The organism is Rhizocola hellebori, assembly GCF_016862955.1.
In the GTDB taxonomy this organism is placed as follows: Bacteria; Actinomycetota; Actinomycetes; order Mycobacteriales; family Micromonosporaceae; genus Rhizocola; species Rhizocola hellebori.
In genome coordinates this window covers 14,224-27,337 of the sequence record NZ_BONY01000058.1, presented here as the reverse complement: position 1 = coordinate 27,337, position 13,114 = coordinate 14,224, and the positions used below count along the sequence as shown (strand labels likewise).

At 65.7% G+C, this 13,114-nt stretch carries 16 protein-coding genes; 8 read left to right on the top strand and 8 right to left on the bottom strand.

The genetic code is table 11. The features are described 5' to 3' along the window. Nucleotides 1-4: 4 nt before the first annotated feature. A complete protein-coding gene (locus Rhe02_RS34725) occupies nt 5-775 on the bottom strand; it encodes a deoxyribonuclease IV (RefSeq protein WP_203912688.1) in 771 nt (256 codons plus the stop codon). Between the two features lie 63 nt (nt 776-838). Here Rhe02_RS34725 and Rhe02_RS34720 point away from each other — a divergent pair, with 63 nt between their 5' ends. The 5 genes from Rhe02_RS34720 (at nt 839) to rplI (ending at nt 3,440) form a co-directional block, all read left to right on the top strand. Further along, complete coding sequence (locus Rhe02_RS34720; protein ID WP_203912687.1) at nt 839-1,597, top strand: hypothetical protein; 759 nt, start codon at nt 839-841, stop codon at nt 1,595-1,597. Between the two features lie 206 nt (nt 1,598-1,803). After that, nucleotides 1,804-2,094 carry a 30S ribosomal protein S6 gene (gene rpsF, locus Rhe02_RS34715; RefSeq protein WP_203912686.1) on the top strand — a complete coding sequence of 97 codons (291 nt, stop codon included), beginning with the start codon at nt 1,804-1,806 and terminating at the stop codon, nt 2,092-2,094. Nucleotides 2,095-2,192: 98 nt separating this feature from the next. Next, nucleotides 2,193-2,720 (top strand): single-stranded DNA-binding protein, encoded by a 528-nt coding sequence (locus tag Rhe02_RS34710; RefSeq protein WP_203912685.1) that lies wholly within the window; start codon nt 2,193-2,195, stop codon nt 2,718-2,720. A 17-nt stretch (nt 2,721-2,737) separates the two neighbouring features. Beyond that, nucleotides 2,738-2,977: a 30S ribosomal protein S18 gene (rpsR, locus tag Rhe02_RS34705; protein ID WP_203912684.1), complete on the top strand. Its 240-nt coding sequence runs from the start codon at nt 2,738-2,740 to the stop codon at nt 2,975-2,977. Nucleotides 2,978-2,990: 13 nt separating this feature from the next. After that, nucleotides 2,991-3,440 carry a 50S ribosomal protein L9 gene (rplI, locus tag Rhe02_RS34700; RefSeq protein ID WP_203912683.1) on the top strand — a complete coding sequence of 150 codons (450 nt, stop codon included), beginning with the start codon at nt 2,991-2,993 and terminating at the stop codon, nt 3,438-3,440. A gap of 50 nt (nt 3,441-3,490) precedes the next feature. On the opposite strand, the gene Rhe02_RS34695 is transcribed toward rplI, so the two are convergent. Both Rhe02_RS34695 and Rhe02_RS34690 read right to left on the bottom strand, forming a co-directional pair. Continuing rightward, the gene (locus Rhe02_RS34695; protein WP_203912682.1) at nt 3,491-4,885 is read right to left on the bottom strand and encodes a vWA domain-containing protein; all 1,395 of its coding nucleotides are present in this window, start codon (nt 4,883-4,885) and stop codon (nt 3,491-3,493) included. A 126-nt stretch (nt 4,886-5,011) separates the two neighbouring features. Beyond that, a complete protein-coding gene (locus Rhe02_RS34690) occupies nt 5,012-5,560 on the bottom strand; it encodes a hypothetical protein (RefSeq protein WP_203912681.1) in 549 nt (182 codons plus the stop codon). 324 nt (nt 5,561-5,884) lie between these two features. Here Rhe02_RS34690 and dnaB point away from each other — a divergent pair, with 324 nt between their 5' ends. Next, nucleotides 5,885-7,252 carry a replicative DNA helicase gene (gene dnaB, locus Rhe02_RS34685; protein ID WP_203912680.1) on the top strand — a complete coding sequence of 456 codons (1,368 nt, stop codon included), beginning with the start codon at nt 5,885-5,887 and terminating at the stop codon, nt 7,250-7,252. Between the two features lie 166 nt (nt 7,253-7,418). On the opposite strand, the gene Rhe02_RS34680 is transcribed toward dnaB, so the two are convergent. The 3 genes from Rhe02_RS34680 to Rhe02_RS34670 are packed head-to-tail and all read right to left on the bottom strand — an operon-like array spanning nt 7,419 to nt 8,580. Further along, nucleotides 7,419-7,784 carry a hypothetical protein gene (locus Rhe02_RS34680; protein WP_203912679.1) on the bottom strand — a complete coding sequence of 122 codons (366 nt, stop codon included), beginning with the start codon at nt 7,782-7,784 and terminating at the stop codon, nt 7,419-7,421. Nucleotides 7,785-7,801: 17 nt separating this feature from the next. After that, on the bottom strand, nt 7,802-8,020 hold the full coding sequence (locus Rhe02_RS34675) for a helix-turn-helix domain-containing protein (protein WP_203912678.1): 219 nt from the start codon (nt 8,018-8,020) through the stop codon (nt 7,802-7,804). Beyond that, nucleotides 8,020-8,580: a DUF2975 domain-containing protein gene (locus Rhe02_RS34670; RefSeq protein ID WP_203912677.1), complete on the bottom strand. Its 561-nt coding sequence runs from the start codon at nt 8,578-8,580 to the stop codon at nt 8,020-8,022. Before Rhe02_RS34670 ends, Rhe02_RS34675 begins: the two co-directional genes overlap by 1 nt. Before the next feature lie 75 nt (nt 8,581-8,655). Between Rhe02_RS34670 and crcB (Rhe02_RS34665) the strand changes: the two genes are divergently transcribed. Then, the gene (crcB, locus tag Rhe02_RS34665) at nt 8,656-9,021 is read left to right on the top strand and encodes a fluoride efflux transporter CrcB (RefSeq protein WP_239124245.1); all 366 of its coding nucleotides are present in this window, start codon (nt 8,656-8,658) and stop codon (nt 9,019-9,021) included. Then, on the top strand, nt 9,018-9,383 hold the full coding sequence (crcB, locus tag Rhe02_RS34660) for a fluoride efflux transporter CrcB (RefSeq protein ID WP_203912676.1): 366 nt from the start codon (nt 9,018-9,020) through the stop codon (nt 9,381-9,383). Before crcB (Rhe02_RS34665) ends, crcB (Rhe02_RS34660) begins: the two co-directional genes overlap by 4 nt. Here crcB (Rhe02_RS34660) and Rhe02_RS34655 read toward each other — a convergent pair. After that, on the bottom strand, nt 9,351-10,502 hold the full coding sequence (locus tag Rhe02_RS34655; RefSeq protein WP_239124244.1) for a glycosyltransferase family 87 protein: 1,152 nt from the start codon (nt 10,500-10,502) through the stop codon (nt 9,351-9,353). The two genes, crcB (Rhe02_RS34660) and Rhe02_RS34655, sit on opposite strands and share 33 nt — an antisense overlap. Next, on the bottom strand, nt 10,499-13,012 hold the full coding sequence (locus tag Rhe02_RS34650; protein WP_239124243.1) for a putative bifunctional diguanylate cyclase/phosphodiesterase: 2,514 nt from the start codon (nt 13,010-13,012) through the stop codon (nt 10,499-10,501). Before Rhe02_RS34650 ends, Rhe02_RS34655 begins: the two co-directional genes overlap by 4 nt. Nucleotides 13,013-13,114 lie beyond the last annotated feature (102 nt).

Sequence of the window (13,114 nt, the reverse complement as noted above, 5' to 3'; positions counted from 1 at the left end):
ACCCTCACAGGTGTGCGCGCAGGTAGGCGATATCCGCCCCTTGGCCGTCGGCCCCTCCCGGCGTCTCCACCACGACCGGCGCCCCGGCGGCTCGCACCACCGCGGCCACCAGCTCAGCGTCGAGGGTTCCGGGCGAGCCACCGCCGAAGAGATTGTCATGCCGATCGCGCCCGGAGTCGAATCCGTCTTTTGAGCCGTTGGCGTGAACGAGGTCGATGCGCCCGGTGATGGCCTTAACCCGGTCGACAATGTTGAGGAGATCCTCCCCACCGGCGTGCGCGTGGCACGTGTCCAGGCAGAACCCGACGTTCAGGTCGCCGACGGTGTCCCAGAGCTGGGCAAGCGCGTCGAACTTGCGGGCGCAGGCGTTGTCGCCGCCGGCCGTGTTCTCGATCAGGATCGGCACCCCGGTGTCCTTGTGCTGCTCCAGTGCCTTACGCCAGTTGGCGAAGCCGTCGGCGAGATCACCCTTGTCGACGTGCCCGCCGTGCACGATCAGGCCACTGGCCCCGACCGTCGCGGCGGCTTCGGCGTGGACCTGCATCAGCTTGCGGCTCGGGATGCGAATGCGGTTGTTCGGGCTCGCGACGTTAACGATGTAGGGGGCGTGAATGAAGACCTGAAGATCGCTGTCCTTCAGTGCTTGGGCGTCCGCCCGCGGCAGCGGGTTCTTCCAGCCCTGGGGGTCGGCGAGGAAGAACTGCACGACGTCCGCCTTGCGTGCCGCGGCCTCGGCCAGGGGGTCGGCTGGGTCTACGTGGGCTCCGATGCGCATCTCGCCAGCCTAGTACTCCGTTAGACCGAGTGTCCCGCAACGCCTGCCCCCGGGAGTAGAGAGATGCTCAAACGATTGGCAACGATGGCCGCCCTTGGCGCCTTTGCCGGGTTGCCCATGGCCAGCACCGCTTCGGCCGCGCCCGGCGCGGACGTGACCTTCACCTCGTCCGGGGTGGCGGGGCTGCTGTGCGATTCGAAGCCAAGCACCCCGAGCGTCACCGTCGGTGCCGAGACCAGGATCCGTCTGACCAACGGCCTGGGCGCCGCAGCGCAGCTGAATATCGATGGCTCGCCAAGCGCCACAGTCGCGGACGGTGAAACGGTCGAGGTTCAGTTCCATCGCGGCCCGGTCTCGATCACGATGGCTCAGTCATGCCTGCTCCCCTCGGACACCAAGGCGCTGACCGTGGCGGTGACCGCTGTCCCGCCGCCCGTGGTGCAACCCAGCCCGACGCGGCCGGCGCCACCGGTTGCCCAGCCGCAGCAGAGCACGAAGCCACCGGCCGGGACCAACCCGCAGCAGACCACGGCTGCTTCGCTACCACCGCTTCCGGGTGATCCCCTGTTCCCCGACGACCCGGCCAACGTGGCCGGTGCTGGCACTCCTGGGCCGCAGGGCGATACGCTTAACTCTCCTCCGGCGGTCGTCGTTGGCGCTGGTGGGAATGGCCAGACTCCACGACTGGCTTCGAACACGCCACTCGATAAAGGTCCAATCGGACTTTTAGCAATTGTCGCCACAGTGTGTGTCGTAGGTGTTACAGCGGGCGCAATACGCGCTATCATCACACAGCGGGCAACTCGGGTTGAGTTCGCCTAACTAGACAAAAACATAGACTCCGCGGGGCGTTCCTTTCCATTCTCGTCGGTGTGGTCGTTCCTCCCCAGGTCCCACCCAGCAGTCGGAAAGAGCGCCCCGCGGTCCTTTTTGTCTAACTCGATCCGGTCCCTGTACACTTCCACGGTCGCTAGACCTCCTGCTACGGATCCGCCGTAGCCGCCAAGCCCATAGGAGGTGAGAAAGTCTTGCGTCATTACGAAATCATGGTGATCCTCGACCCCAGTCTCGAGGAGCGCACCGTTGCCCCGTCGCTCGACACGTATCTCAACGTGATCCGCACGTCGGGTGGTTCGGTCGAAAAGCTCGATGTGTGGGGCCGTCGCCGGCTCTCATTCGAGATCAACAAAAAGGCCGAGGGCATCTACGCGGTTATCGACCTGCAGGCCACCCCTGCAGCCGTAGCCGAGCTGGACCGGCAGCTGAAGCTGAACGAGTCCGTGCTGCGTACCAAGGTCATCCGTCCGGACGTCCGCTGACGATTCCGGGCTAATCCCCTGGGCCCGCCCCTCACACAAGCTGTCTCACGGCTATGGGAGCCTGAGCAACAGACAAGTGTGATACGAGGAGCTGAGTTATGGCTGGAGAAACCACCATTACGGTCATCGGTAACCTAACCGACGATCCTGAGCTGCGCTTCACCCCGTCGGGTGCTGCGGTCGCCAAGTTCCGCGTCGCTTCCACGCCGCGGACCCTCGACCGCGCCTCCGGCGAATGGAAAGACGGCGAGCCACTCTTCTTGCAGTGCAACGTGTGGCGTCAGGTGGCGGAGAACGTCGCCGAGTCGCTACACCGCGGTGCGCGTGTGATCGTCTCTGGACGGTTGCGGCAGCGGTCTTACGAGACCCGCGAGGGAGAGAAGCGCACCGTCATGGAGCTGGAGGTCGACGAAATCGGTCCGTCGCTGCGGTACGCCACAGCGAAGGTCCAGAAGATGTCGCGTTCCGGTGGCGGCGGTGGAAGTGGTGGAGGGTTCGGCAGCGGCGGCGGAGGCAACTCCGGTGCTCCCAGCCAAGGCGGCTACGCCGACGACCCGTGGGCAACCGCGGCGCCGGTCGGCGGTCCCGGTGGTGGCAACAACTTCGACGAAGAACCACCGTTCTAACAGACTGAGGAAGAGCAATGGCAAAGGCTCCGGCCCTGCGCAAACCGAAGAAGAAGGTGAACCCTCTGGAGAAGGAGGGTGTCGCCTACATCGATTACAAGGACACCGCGCTGCTGCGCAAGTTCATCTCCGACCGCGGCAAGATCCGCGCTCGGCGGGTGACCGGCGTGACCACGCAGCAGCAGCGTCAGATAGCCCGTGCGGTCAAGAACGCCCGTGAGATGGCGCTCCTGCCGTACACCACCACAGGTCGCTGAGAGGAGGCGCTTCATGAAGATCATCCTTACCAATGAGGTGCCCAACCTTGGCGCTCCCGGCGATGTTGTCGAGGTCAAGGACGGCTACGGCCGCAACTACCTGCTCCCCCAAGGCTTCGCCATCGGCTGGACCAAGGGTGCTGAGAAGCAGGTCGAGACGATCAAGCGGGCGCGTGCCGGCCGCGAGATCCGCGACCTCGGGCACGCCAACGAGGTCAAGGGCAAGCTTGAGGGCTTGAAGGTCACCCTGTCGGCGCGGGCCGGCCAGGGCGGGCGGCTCTTCGGCTCGGTCACCGCGACCGAGATCGCCGATGCGGTCAAGGCGGCCGGTGGCCCGGTGCTCGACAAGCGCAAGATCGAGCTTTCCGGCCCGATCAAGACCACCGGTGGTTACCAGGTCCAGATCAAGCTGCACTCGGACGTGACGGCCAAGTTCAACCTGAACGTGGTCGCCGCCAAGTAAGCGGTTCATAACAAAAGGGCGCTCCCGTGGGAGCGCCCTTTTGTTATGCGTCAACGTCTTTGAGCGGCTTTCCGGATGAGCGTGGCAAGCTCGCCGACCTTGGGATCGTCGAGCTCCTCGTTGGCGTCGTCGGCGATCTTCGCCAGCTCGTCGAAGGAGGGTGCTGTCCGCTGCCGCAGCGCCTCGGCGAAATACGCGGCGGCATAGCAGACCTTCAGATCCGCGTCGCTGCGGGCGAAAGTGCCATCGATGTCGTCGACGTTGACCGTCTCGTAGCTCTCCGAGGCGTCGCGGGTCTTCGGATCCAGCCAGCGCACTTTGACCTGAGCCACCCGGCCGGAGGCGTTGGCGCGCAACTTGACGAGGTAAAGCGCGGTCACCGAATGGCCCGGGCCGATCTCGCCGCCGTCGACCGTGTCGTCGCGGAACTCGTTGTCCTCCAGCCTGCGGTCCTCGTAGCCGATCAGCTGGTACGTGTCCACCGCCGACCGGTCGAAGACGACCTGTGCCTTGGCGTCATAGGCCCGTACCGTCAAGGCGGCGGGAAGCTTGCGCACGAACAGTTCCCGCGCCTGCTTCTGCTCGGAGATGTAGACGACGAACCCGTCGCCCTTGTCCGCCAGCTCCTCCATCAGCTTGTCGCCGTAGTCGCTGCCCACCCCGACCCCGAGCAAGCTGATCTCCTTGGCGGCCTCCTCCTGAATCCGGTTCACCAGCGTCGACGCGTTGGTAGTGCCGGTGTTGGCCAAGCCGTCGGAGAGGATGATCACCCGGTTGGTCGCCCGCTCCCGGAAACTTTCCCGCGCGAGCCCGTACCCGGAGGTGAGCCCGGCACCCAGGTTGGTGCTGCCGGCCGCCTTTAGCCGATCGATCGCCTCGTGCAGGCGCGCTTTGTCAGAGACCCGGGTCATCTCGCGGATGACGCTGGCCTTGTCATTGAAGGCCACAATCGCCACCGCGTCGCTGGGCTGCAACTGATCGACCAGATAGTGAAGCGCGTCCTGGACCAGGTCCAGCTTGCCCGCCTCGGCCATCGACCCCGAAACGTCGATCACGAAGGTCAGGTTGGCGTCACGCCGCTCCGAGCTGGACTCGGACTTGGTCTGCAACCCGATACGCAGCAACCGACTCGAGGACGAGCCGGTGTGCGCCTCGGGCAGCCTGGCGCCGTCGACGTGCATGGCGAAGCCATCTCCCCGCGGCTGGGCGTAGTGGTGGTCGAAGGCGTTGAGGAACTCCTCAGGCCGGACCGTCGACGCATCGGGCCACGCGCCGTCGTTGAGCTGCCGTGCCGCGAACGTATAGGAAGCCGTGTCGACGTCCAAAGCGAAGGTCGACGCGTTGTCTTCCCTCGTCTTGGTCGGCGCCGAGCTGTCCTTTTCGGCGCCGCATCCGGTGATGACAAGCGCTGTCACCACGAGCAGCAAAGGAATTCGCAGTCGCATCGGGACTCCTCCGTGACGAGATTTTCTCACTGTCTTTATGCGACAGTCGGGGGACCACAAAAGACGCGGCCGTGTCCCAGCCGACACCGAACGGGAATCAGCCGTGACCGCTTCGTATGCGAGCTGTTACCAGATGCGGTAGAGCACGGTGACGGCTCCGCCGGAAACGACCGCGGCGCAGAAGCCGATCGTGGCGGCCCGCCAGGAGTCACTTGCCCAGCGCAGCACCAGGGCCAGGGTCAGCGCGCCGACGAGCGCGAAGCACCACAGCGGGGCGTTGGCGAACAGCTCGGCGAGCGCGTCAGCGCGGGGAGACGAGCAGCCGTTGAGGTTGGCCGCCAGACAGGCCGCGTCGGGCTGGCTCGGCAGGAACAGCGCTCGCAACACCAGCACGATGATGGGGACCGCGTACCACCCGAAGGTCCACATCAGGACCGACCAGTAGTCGCGGCGAGCTGCGGCCTCGAACCCGTCTTCCATCTCCTCTTCGTCGAGGTCGTCGTCGTGCTGCGGCGAAGCCCAATTGTCGGGCCAGCGCTCGCCCTCGCCGTTGGTGTCGTAGAGGTCGCTCGTCGCGTAGGTGTGGAAACCTGGGTAGCCCGGATCCTCCGGGGGCCCATAGCGCCCCGCGGAGTCGTTCGGCAGGTGGTGCCGAGACCGGTCAGGAGTCTCCACGGCCGAAGCGTCGTCCGACCGGGGTGACCTGCGCAATCCTCCGAACCGATGAGAATCGTCAGTCCACGATGAAAGAAAGTCGGTGAAAATCTTCTGTCCACAGCCTGTGTGGAGAGTTCATGCAGGTAGAAGGGTTATCCACAGGGTGTGGATGGCGGTTGTCCACAGGCTGTGCACAGGTTTCCCACAGAGCTAGGGCGGTTCTCCACAGGTCTGTCCCGAGACTTGTCCACCGGTGTGTTTGCTTGGGCCACGACCGACTCGTAGCGTCATCGTTCTGTTGTCGTACCCACCGGCGATAGTGCTATTAGGAGAGGGGGCGTCATGACGATCGAGGAGTTGTCGTCCACCGCGCCACCCCCGTCCTCCTACGAGAAGGCGCCACCGCAAGACGTCGCGGCGGAGCAGTGCGTCCTCGGCGGCATGATGCTCTCCAAGGACGCCATCGCCGATGTCGTGGAAATCCTTCGTGTCGGCGACTTCTACCGGCCCGTGCACGCCACCGTCTTCAACGCCATCCTCGACCTCTACGGCCGAGGCGAGCCGGCCGATGCCATCACCGTCGCCGCCGCCCTCGAAAGCGCGGGCGAGCTGGGACGCATCGGCGGCGGCCCCTACCTGCACACGCTGATTTCGGCCGTGCCCACCGCGGCCAACGCCTCCTACTACGCCCGCATCGTCAGCGAGCGCGCCGTGCTGCGCCGCCTCGTGGAGGCCGGCACGAAGATCGTTCAGCTCGGTTACGGAAACGGAGCCGGGCACGACGTCGACGACATCGTCGACCTCGCCCAGCAAGCCATCTATGACGTGACCGAGAAACGCGTCAGCGAAGACTTCGCCATCCTGGCCGACATGCTCCAGCCCACGCTCGACGAGATCGAGGCGGTCGGCGCCCAGGGTGGCCTGATGACCGGGGTGCCCACGGGCTTCACCGACCTCGACCGCCTTCTCAACGGCCTGCAGGCCGGCCAGCTGATTGTGGTGGCAGGGAGGCCTGGTTTAGGAAAGTCAACGGCATCTATGGACTTTGCCCGCCACGCTGCGGTGCGGCACAATTTGGCGAGCGCTATCTTCTCTCTGGAAATGTCCAAAGTGGAGATTGTGATGCGTCTGTTGTCGGCCGAGGCGCGCGTTCCGCTCAATGTGCTTCGGTCGGGCCAGCTTTCCGACGACGACTGGACGAAGCTCGCCCGGCGCATGGGCGAGATCTCCGAGGCGCCCATCTTCGTCGACGACACGCCGAATATGAACCTGATGGAGATCCGGGCCAAGGCGCGGCGGCTCAAGCAGCGCCACGACCTCAAGCTCATCGTCGTTGACTATCTCCAGCTGATGACCTCCCCCAAGCGCACAGAGAGCCGTCAGCAGGAGGTCGCCGATCTTTCGCGTGGCTTGAAGCTGCTCGCGAAGGAGGTGGAGTGTCCGGTGATCGCGGTCAGCCAGCTGAACCGTGGCCCGGAGCAGCGCACCGACAAGCGCCCCCAGCTTTCTGATCTTCGCGAAAGTGGATCAATCGAGCAGGACGCTGACGTAGTTATCTTGCTGCATCGCGATGATTACTACGACAAGGAGTCGCCCAGGGCTGGTGAGGCCGACTTCATCGTGGCCAAGCACCGTAACGGGCCTACCGACACCATCACGGTGGCGGCCCAGCTTCACCTGTCGCGCTTCGTGGACATGGCCGTCGGCTAGGCCTTGGCCCTCGCGATGAGAGTGACGCAAGCTAGGCCCTCGTCCTCGCGATGAGAGTGACGCAAGCTAGGCCTTCGCCCTCGCGATGAGAGTGACGCAAGCTAAGCCTTCGCCCTCGCGAAGAAGGCAAGGCGAGCGAGGCCCTCGCGACGGAGAGCGGCGCGAGCTAGGGCTTCGCGGTCGCGAAGAGGCTCAGTTGCACGGCCAGCAGGGCGGTGGCGCCTATCGCCCACCAGCCGGCGAAGTCGTTCGCTACCGAGGCGAGGATCAGGCCCGCGCCGAGGCCGGTGCCGAAGATCCAGGCGTGTTGCAGGCGGGCGGGGGAGCGGCTCAGGGATGCGCGGGCGGTCCACAGGTACCACCAAAGGATGCCGGAACCGCTGAGCAGTAAGGCGATTCCGGCAAGGTCGACGATGCCTGGGCCGTGGGCTTGGCTTATCTCGAGCCGTGGACCCGAGTCGGGGAGCGCGACGATGACCGCGCCGGCGGCGGACACGAGGGCGAATGCTGCCAAGACGAGGGGCTTGCGCATCCCGCCATGGTAAGTCGTCATTGGACGGTGAACAGGTCGCCCGGTTGGCAGTCCAGCGCGTGACAGAGCGCGGTGAGCGTGGAGAAGCGGATGGCGCGGGCGCGCCCATTTTTCAGGATGGACAGGTTGGCCAAGGTGATGCCCACCTGATCGGCCAGTTCGGTGAGCGTGATTCCGCGCGCCGCAAGCAGTTTGTCGAGGTGCACTTGGACGCGGTGTTCTTCCTCGGGCGGCATCAGATCACCGTGGCCAGTTCGTCGCGCATCGCGCAGCCGCGGTTGATGACCTCGGCGATGGCGAAGCAGACGAAGCCACCCAGCAGCCATCCGAACGGAACATCCATGACCGCCGCGATCCGTTTCGGGGTAATGGTTTCGCTCAGGAGTAGCTGTGCTGCCCCCTGCACGGCGACGGCGACGACCCCGGTGGCCAGGGCGGCACCCATCAGGCGCAGGCTGCGCACCGTGTGCGGGGTGAACGGGTCGGTTCGGCGCGCCCTCCGCAGCAGTGCCGCCAGCATCGCCAGCACGGCCAGCAACAGGAACGCGGTGGGTGCTTTGGTCAGGCCGTAGAGGAGACGCTGGCGGCCGGTCGGCGACCTGATCTCGACGCCCACCTCACCGGACTGGTCTGCGCTCACGCCTTCCACCGGCCAGGCGGCGTCGGCGTCGACGAATACGGTGGTGTGTATGGGCGCGGCGACGATCAGCTGCCAGACCCCGATGGCCGTGGCCAGCGAGGTGCCGACCAGCACTATGAGCACCAGCATGTGGAGGGCTTTGAGATGTTCTCGCACAGGAAGCTCCCGATGGTTATCGAAAAACGATATCTCGATAATCGATAAGAAACGGCGGTCTGTCAAGATGAGATCGTGAAGCAGCTCGCCGTGATCGCCGTGGGGGGCGCCCTCGGCGCGGCCGCCCGCTATGGGCTCGCCGCCATCTGGCCAACGCCCGAGGGGGGCTTTCCATGGGCCATCTTCGCGGTCAACGTTTCCGGTTGCCTGCTCATCGGCTTTCTGATGGCGCTTCAGCCGCCGACGCTGGCTCGGCTCTTTCTCGGCACCGGAGTTCTCGGCGGCTACACCACTTTCTCCGCCTACGCGCTCGACTTCCAGCGCCTCATCTCCGCCGCGCGCGTGGACCTGGCCCTGCTCTACCTCTTCGGCACGCTCGTGGCCGCGTTGCTGGCTGTCCAAACTGGAGACCTGGTGGCCCGGGCGGTGTTCGCCCGATGACGCTGCTGCTTGTCCTCGCCGGGGCCGCGCTCGGTGCGCCAGCCCGGTTTCTGGTCGACCGCGCCATCCAGGCCTGGCGCGGGACGGCCTTTCCGTGGGGCACCTTTACCGTCAACGTCACCGGCAGTTTTCTGCTCGGCCTGATCGCCGCGTCGGCCATGGCCACTTCAAAACCATTAATAGCCTTATTTGGTACCGGATTCTGCGGCGCGTTCACGACATACTCCACGTTCGCCTACCAGACCCTGCTTCTGGCGCGGCATGGCTCCCGGTCTCGTGCGCTGCTCAACGCCCTGGGCAGTGTTGCCGCTGGCTTGGCCGCGGTCTATCTAGGCCTGCTGGTAGCGCGCGTCCTTGGCTAACGGGTCAAGCGCGGGCTGGGCCCGCAGACAGGGCGCCCAGAACGCGAACGCGACCGGGTAGAGCAGATAGCCGAAACGCGTTGACGGCAATAGCAGGATCGCGGCAAGCAGACCTACCGCACACACCCAGGCGACCTTGCCCATGTCGCGGGGAGGGTTGCTGGCGAGGTAGGCGGCGATCACAAACCCTGCCGCGACAAGCAGAGCCAGCGCGATGTAGCGACCACTGGGCACGTGTTTCGCGATCTGGTACCCGATCAGAGGCGAAGCGGCCGGCGAAGTCACCAGACCATGCCCGGTCGGAAAGCGGATGACGTTCTCAAGGAACGCCTGGCTGTTGATTATCAGGGCGGGCAGCATGGCCGCGACGGGAATGCCAACCGCGCCAATGGTGTAGCGGCGGCTGACCGCGTAGACGCCGATGACCAGAGCCACCGGCCAAGCGAACAGCTTCATCGCACACGCGACGCCGATCGCCACCCCCGCCCAGCCGAAGCGGTCGCGGGCGGCGAGCGCGAAGGCGAAAAGGCAGAGCGCGAGCACCGGGATGTCGTCGCCGCCGGTGGCCAGGGTCAGCGCGCACAGCGGCAGGACCGTCGCCATTTGCAGGGCTCTGGTCAGGTGTGGGTGGGGCCAAAGGAGTTTGACCGCTCCATAGAGGACAGCCGCGGTCACCAGGCCGAAGTAGATCCGTGCGTCGGTCCACCAGAAGTCGCCGATGACGGCGCGAGGCAGCCCGAAGATCGCCATCCCCGGCTGGTAAGGGGTGTAACCAAGGAGAGGATCCGGCAGGAGCGCGATCGAAGCGCGATCGAGATAGGGCGAGCCGGTCTGGAGCAACCGCCGCGCAGACTCCTCGACGACCAAGACCTCTTCCTGTGCGGCTCCGCGCCAGGCCAGCACCACCATCGGGATCCAGGCGACGGCCACCCAGGCGCCGGCGGTGAGCCTGAGCCTGTGCTTGGGCAGGAGGAAGACCAGAAGCGCGGCGGCCGCATAACCCCAGAAGGCGATCGCCCCCCAGGATCGGTGCGGGGCAAGGGTGGAGGTGTTCGCGGTGACCTCGGCGAAAAGGGCAGACAGCGCGTAAAGCGCGAAGTCTAGGACGAGGGCGATCACGGGTTTGAGTCTGACACCCGGCCCGGCCTCGCGGAACGGCCGGGGCGGCGCTGGGTGGGCATTTGCACTACCGAGCCGGGATCGTGCAACGGCTCGGCCAGGGTCGCGGGCAACCTCATGATCTTCGATAGCGGCATCGGCTTCGCGAACAGGTGACCCTGCCCGGCCGTGCAGCCAAGCTCCCACAGCATCCGGCGCTGACTCTCCCTTTCGACACCCTCGGCCACCACGAGCAACTCGAGGCCACGGGCCAGTTCGACTGTTCCGCGGACCACCGCGGCCGCCTTCGGCGTGTGCTCCATCTCGTTGACGAACGAGCGGTCGATCTTGATCTCCTGGATCATCGGGACTCTCGGCAGCACCGAAATCGACGAGAAGCCCGTGCCGAAGTCGTCGAGCGCCAGGGCGCAGCCAAGCTCGCGAAGCTCCGCGAGCACCTTGTCGACGATATCGAGCTGGCTCAGCGTCTGCGCTTCCGTGATCTCCAGCATGAGGTCGGCGCCGGTGAGCCCGTGGTCGCTGAGGCGGGCCGACACGAGCAGCGGGAGCCGGCGGTCGAGCAGGCTGCGCGGCGAGATGTTCACCGCGACCGGCCAGTTGAACCCGGCTTCCTTCCACTGCTTCGCGGCATCGAGCGCCTGGTCGAGCACGGCGTCGGTGAATGCCGTCAGCAGACCGGATTTCTCGATCGGATCGAGGAAGCTCCTCGGGTCGACGCTGCCACGGTCGGGATGCTGCCAGCGGGCGAGCGCTTCGGCACCGATCGGCTTGCCGTCGATGAGGTTCACGATGGGCTGGAACTCCAGCGTGAACTCCTTCTCTGCCACCGCCCGCGGGAGCATGCCGGCGACCGTGAGCCCGGCCCGGTCGGCCGTGTCGCTCTCGGGTTCGTAGGCGGTTACCGGGCTTCTGGTGCGCTTTGCTTGGTACATGGCGATGTCGGCCCGCCGCATGAGCTCCACGAACCCGCCGATGGTCGGAGCCGTTGCCACGCCTGCGCTCGCCGAGACGGTCAGCGGCATCCCGTCCACCTCGACCGGCTCCCGAAGCACCGCGAGCAACGCGGCCGAGCGGTGCATCGCCAGCGCCGGAGCCGGCAGATCGCGGTAGAGCACGGCGAACTCGTCGCCACCGAGCCGGGTCACCAGCGCGTCTCCGCCCGCCGCGGCCCTGAGCCGAGACGCGATCGCCACCAGCACCTGGTCACCCGCGGAGTGGCCGAGCGCGTCGTTGATGTCCTTGAAATGGTTCAGGTCGAGCAGAAGCAACGCGGGGATGCCGCTCTTCTCCTCGCGACCCTCCAAAGCGGACGCCGCCTCGACCGCGAGCAGCCGCCTGTTCGGCAGGCCGGTCAGCGGGTCGTGCATGGCATCGTGCTCGTGTTTGTCCGCAAGCACCCCGAGCTGGGTGAACGACGCCGCGTTGCGGATGGCGGTGCAGAGCGCGCCGGCGAAGGCGCGGAGCGTGAACTGCTCCCGCTCGGAAAGCTTGACCGGGGCTCGGAAGCGCAGCCGCAGCTCGCCGATGCGCGACCCGTCGGCGTCGACGATCAGCGGAACGATGGCCGTGGTCGTCGGGTCGTAGCCCTTTCTGTCCGGCGGCCCGAGGTAGGCAATCTCCTTGCTGTTACCGCGAATGACGAGGTTGGCGCCATCCACCCAGGTTTCCACCTCGATCTGGTCGGCCGAGAAGAGCCTGGATCCCTTGTTGACGGCCGTGTTGAGGACGGTCTCCATATGGACCGAGTTGAAGGAGTCTGTTGACTCCGCGAGCTGCTGCCACGCCATGCGCTCCGCGCGGGCTCGGGTGCGGCCCTGATAGGTCAGGTGCAGGCTCAACGCGAGAGGCGCGATCGCGATCACCAGCAGCGGCTCCCGCTGCAGCACGAACAGGGCGAGCACCGAGATGGCAAAGCGGACAAGGTTGAACAGCAGCCTGATGTCCAAATCAGACGAGAAGATTTCCCTGATGCTGGTGCGCGTGGCGAGAGCCACCACCGGAATGGAAATCAGGTCGTCGGCCACCATGATGGCCAGGAATGCGAGCGCGTAAGGAATAAGGTCACGCGGCGCCTTGATATCCGGCATGCCGGTCGCGGCGAGCACCATCGCGGCGCAGAAAGAGGTGATGGTGTCCTTGGCGGCGCCGAACGCCACCTTCATCGGTTGCGTGCGCCGGATCAGCTTGGTGATCAAAGATCCGGCGAAGACGCTGGCCACCGCGAACGGCTCAGGAACGACTACGACCGAAACGAGGATGGCCACCTCTGTCCAGCTGGTGCCCACCATGGTGGACCGGACGCGGACCCTGACCGAGGTGAGGCTGGAGACCGTGACGAGCATGACGAGCGCGGCGACGATGAGTGCTCTTTTGGTGTCGAGACTCTCGCCTATGAACCTAAAGCCCATGTAGCCCAGAACTACGGAGGCGGTAACGACGACGAGACCGACAAGCCGGGAAAGGGCTCGATCGGTCTCGGTCTCGTCATGCGTTGCTGAGGCTGACCCCACAGTGGCTTCTCCGTCGTCAACGGTTAGGCGCTCGTCAGCCTAGGGCATCTTCACTCCCACTGCCAGGTTTGCATTTCTGCCTCCCTCTCATCCCCCTTGCGA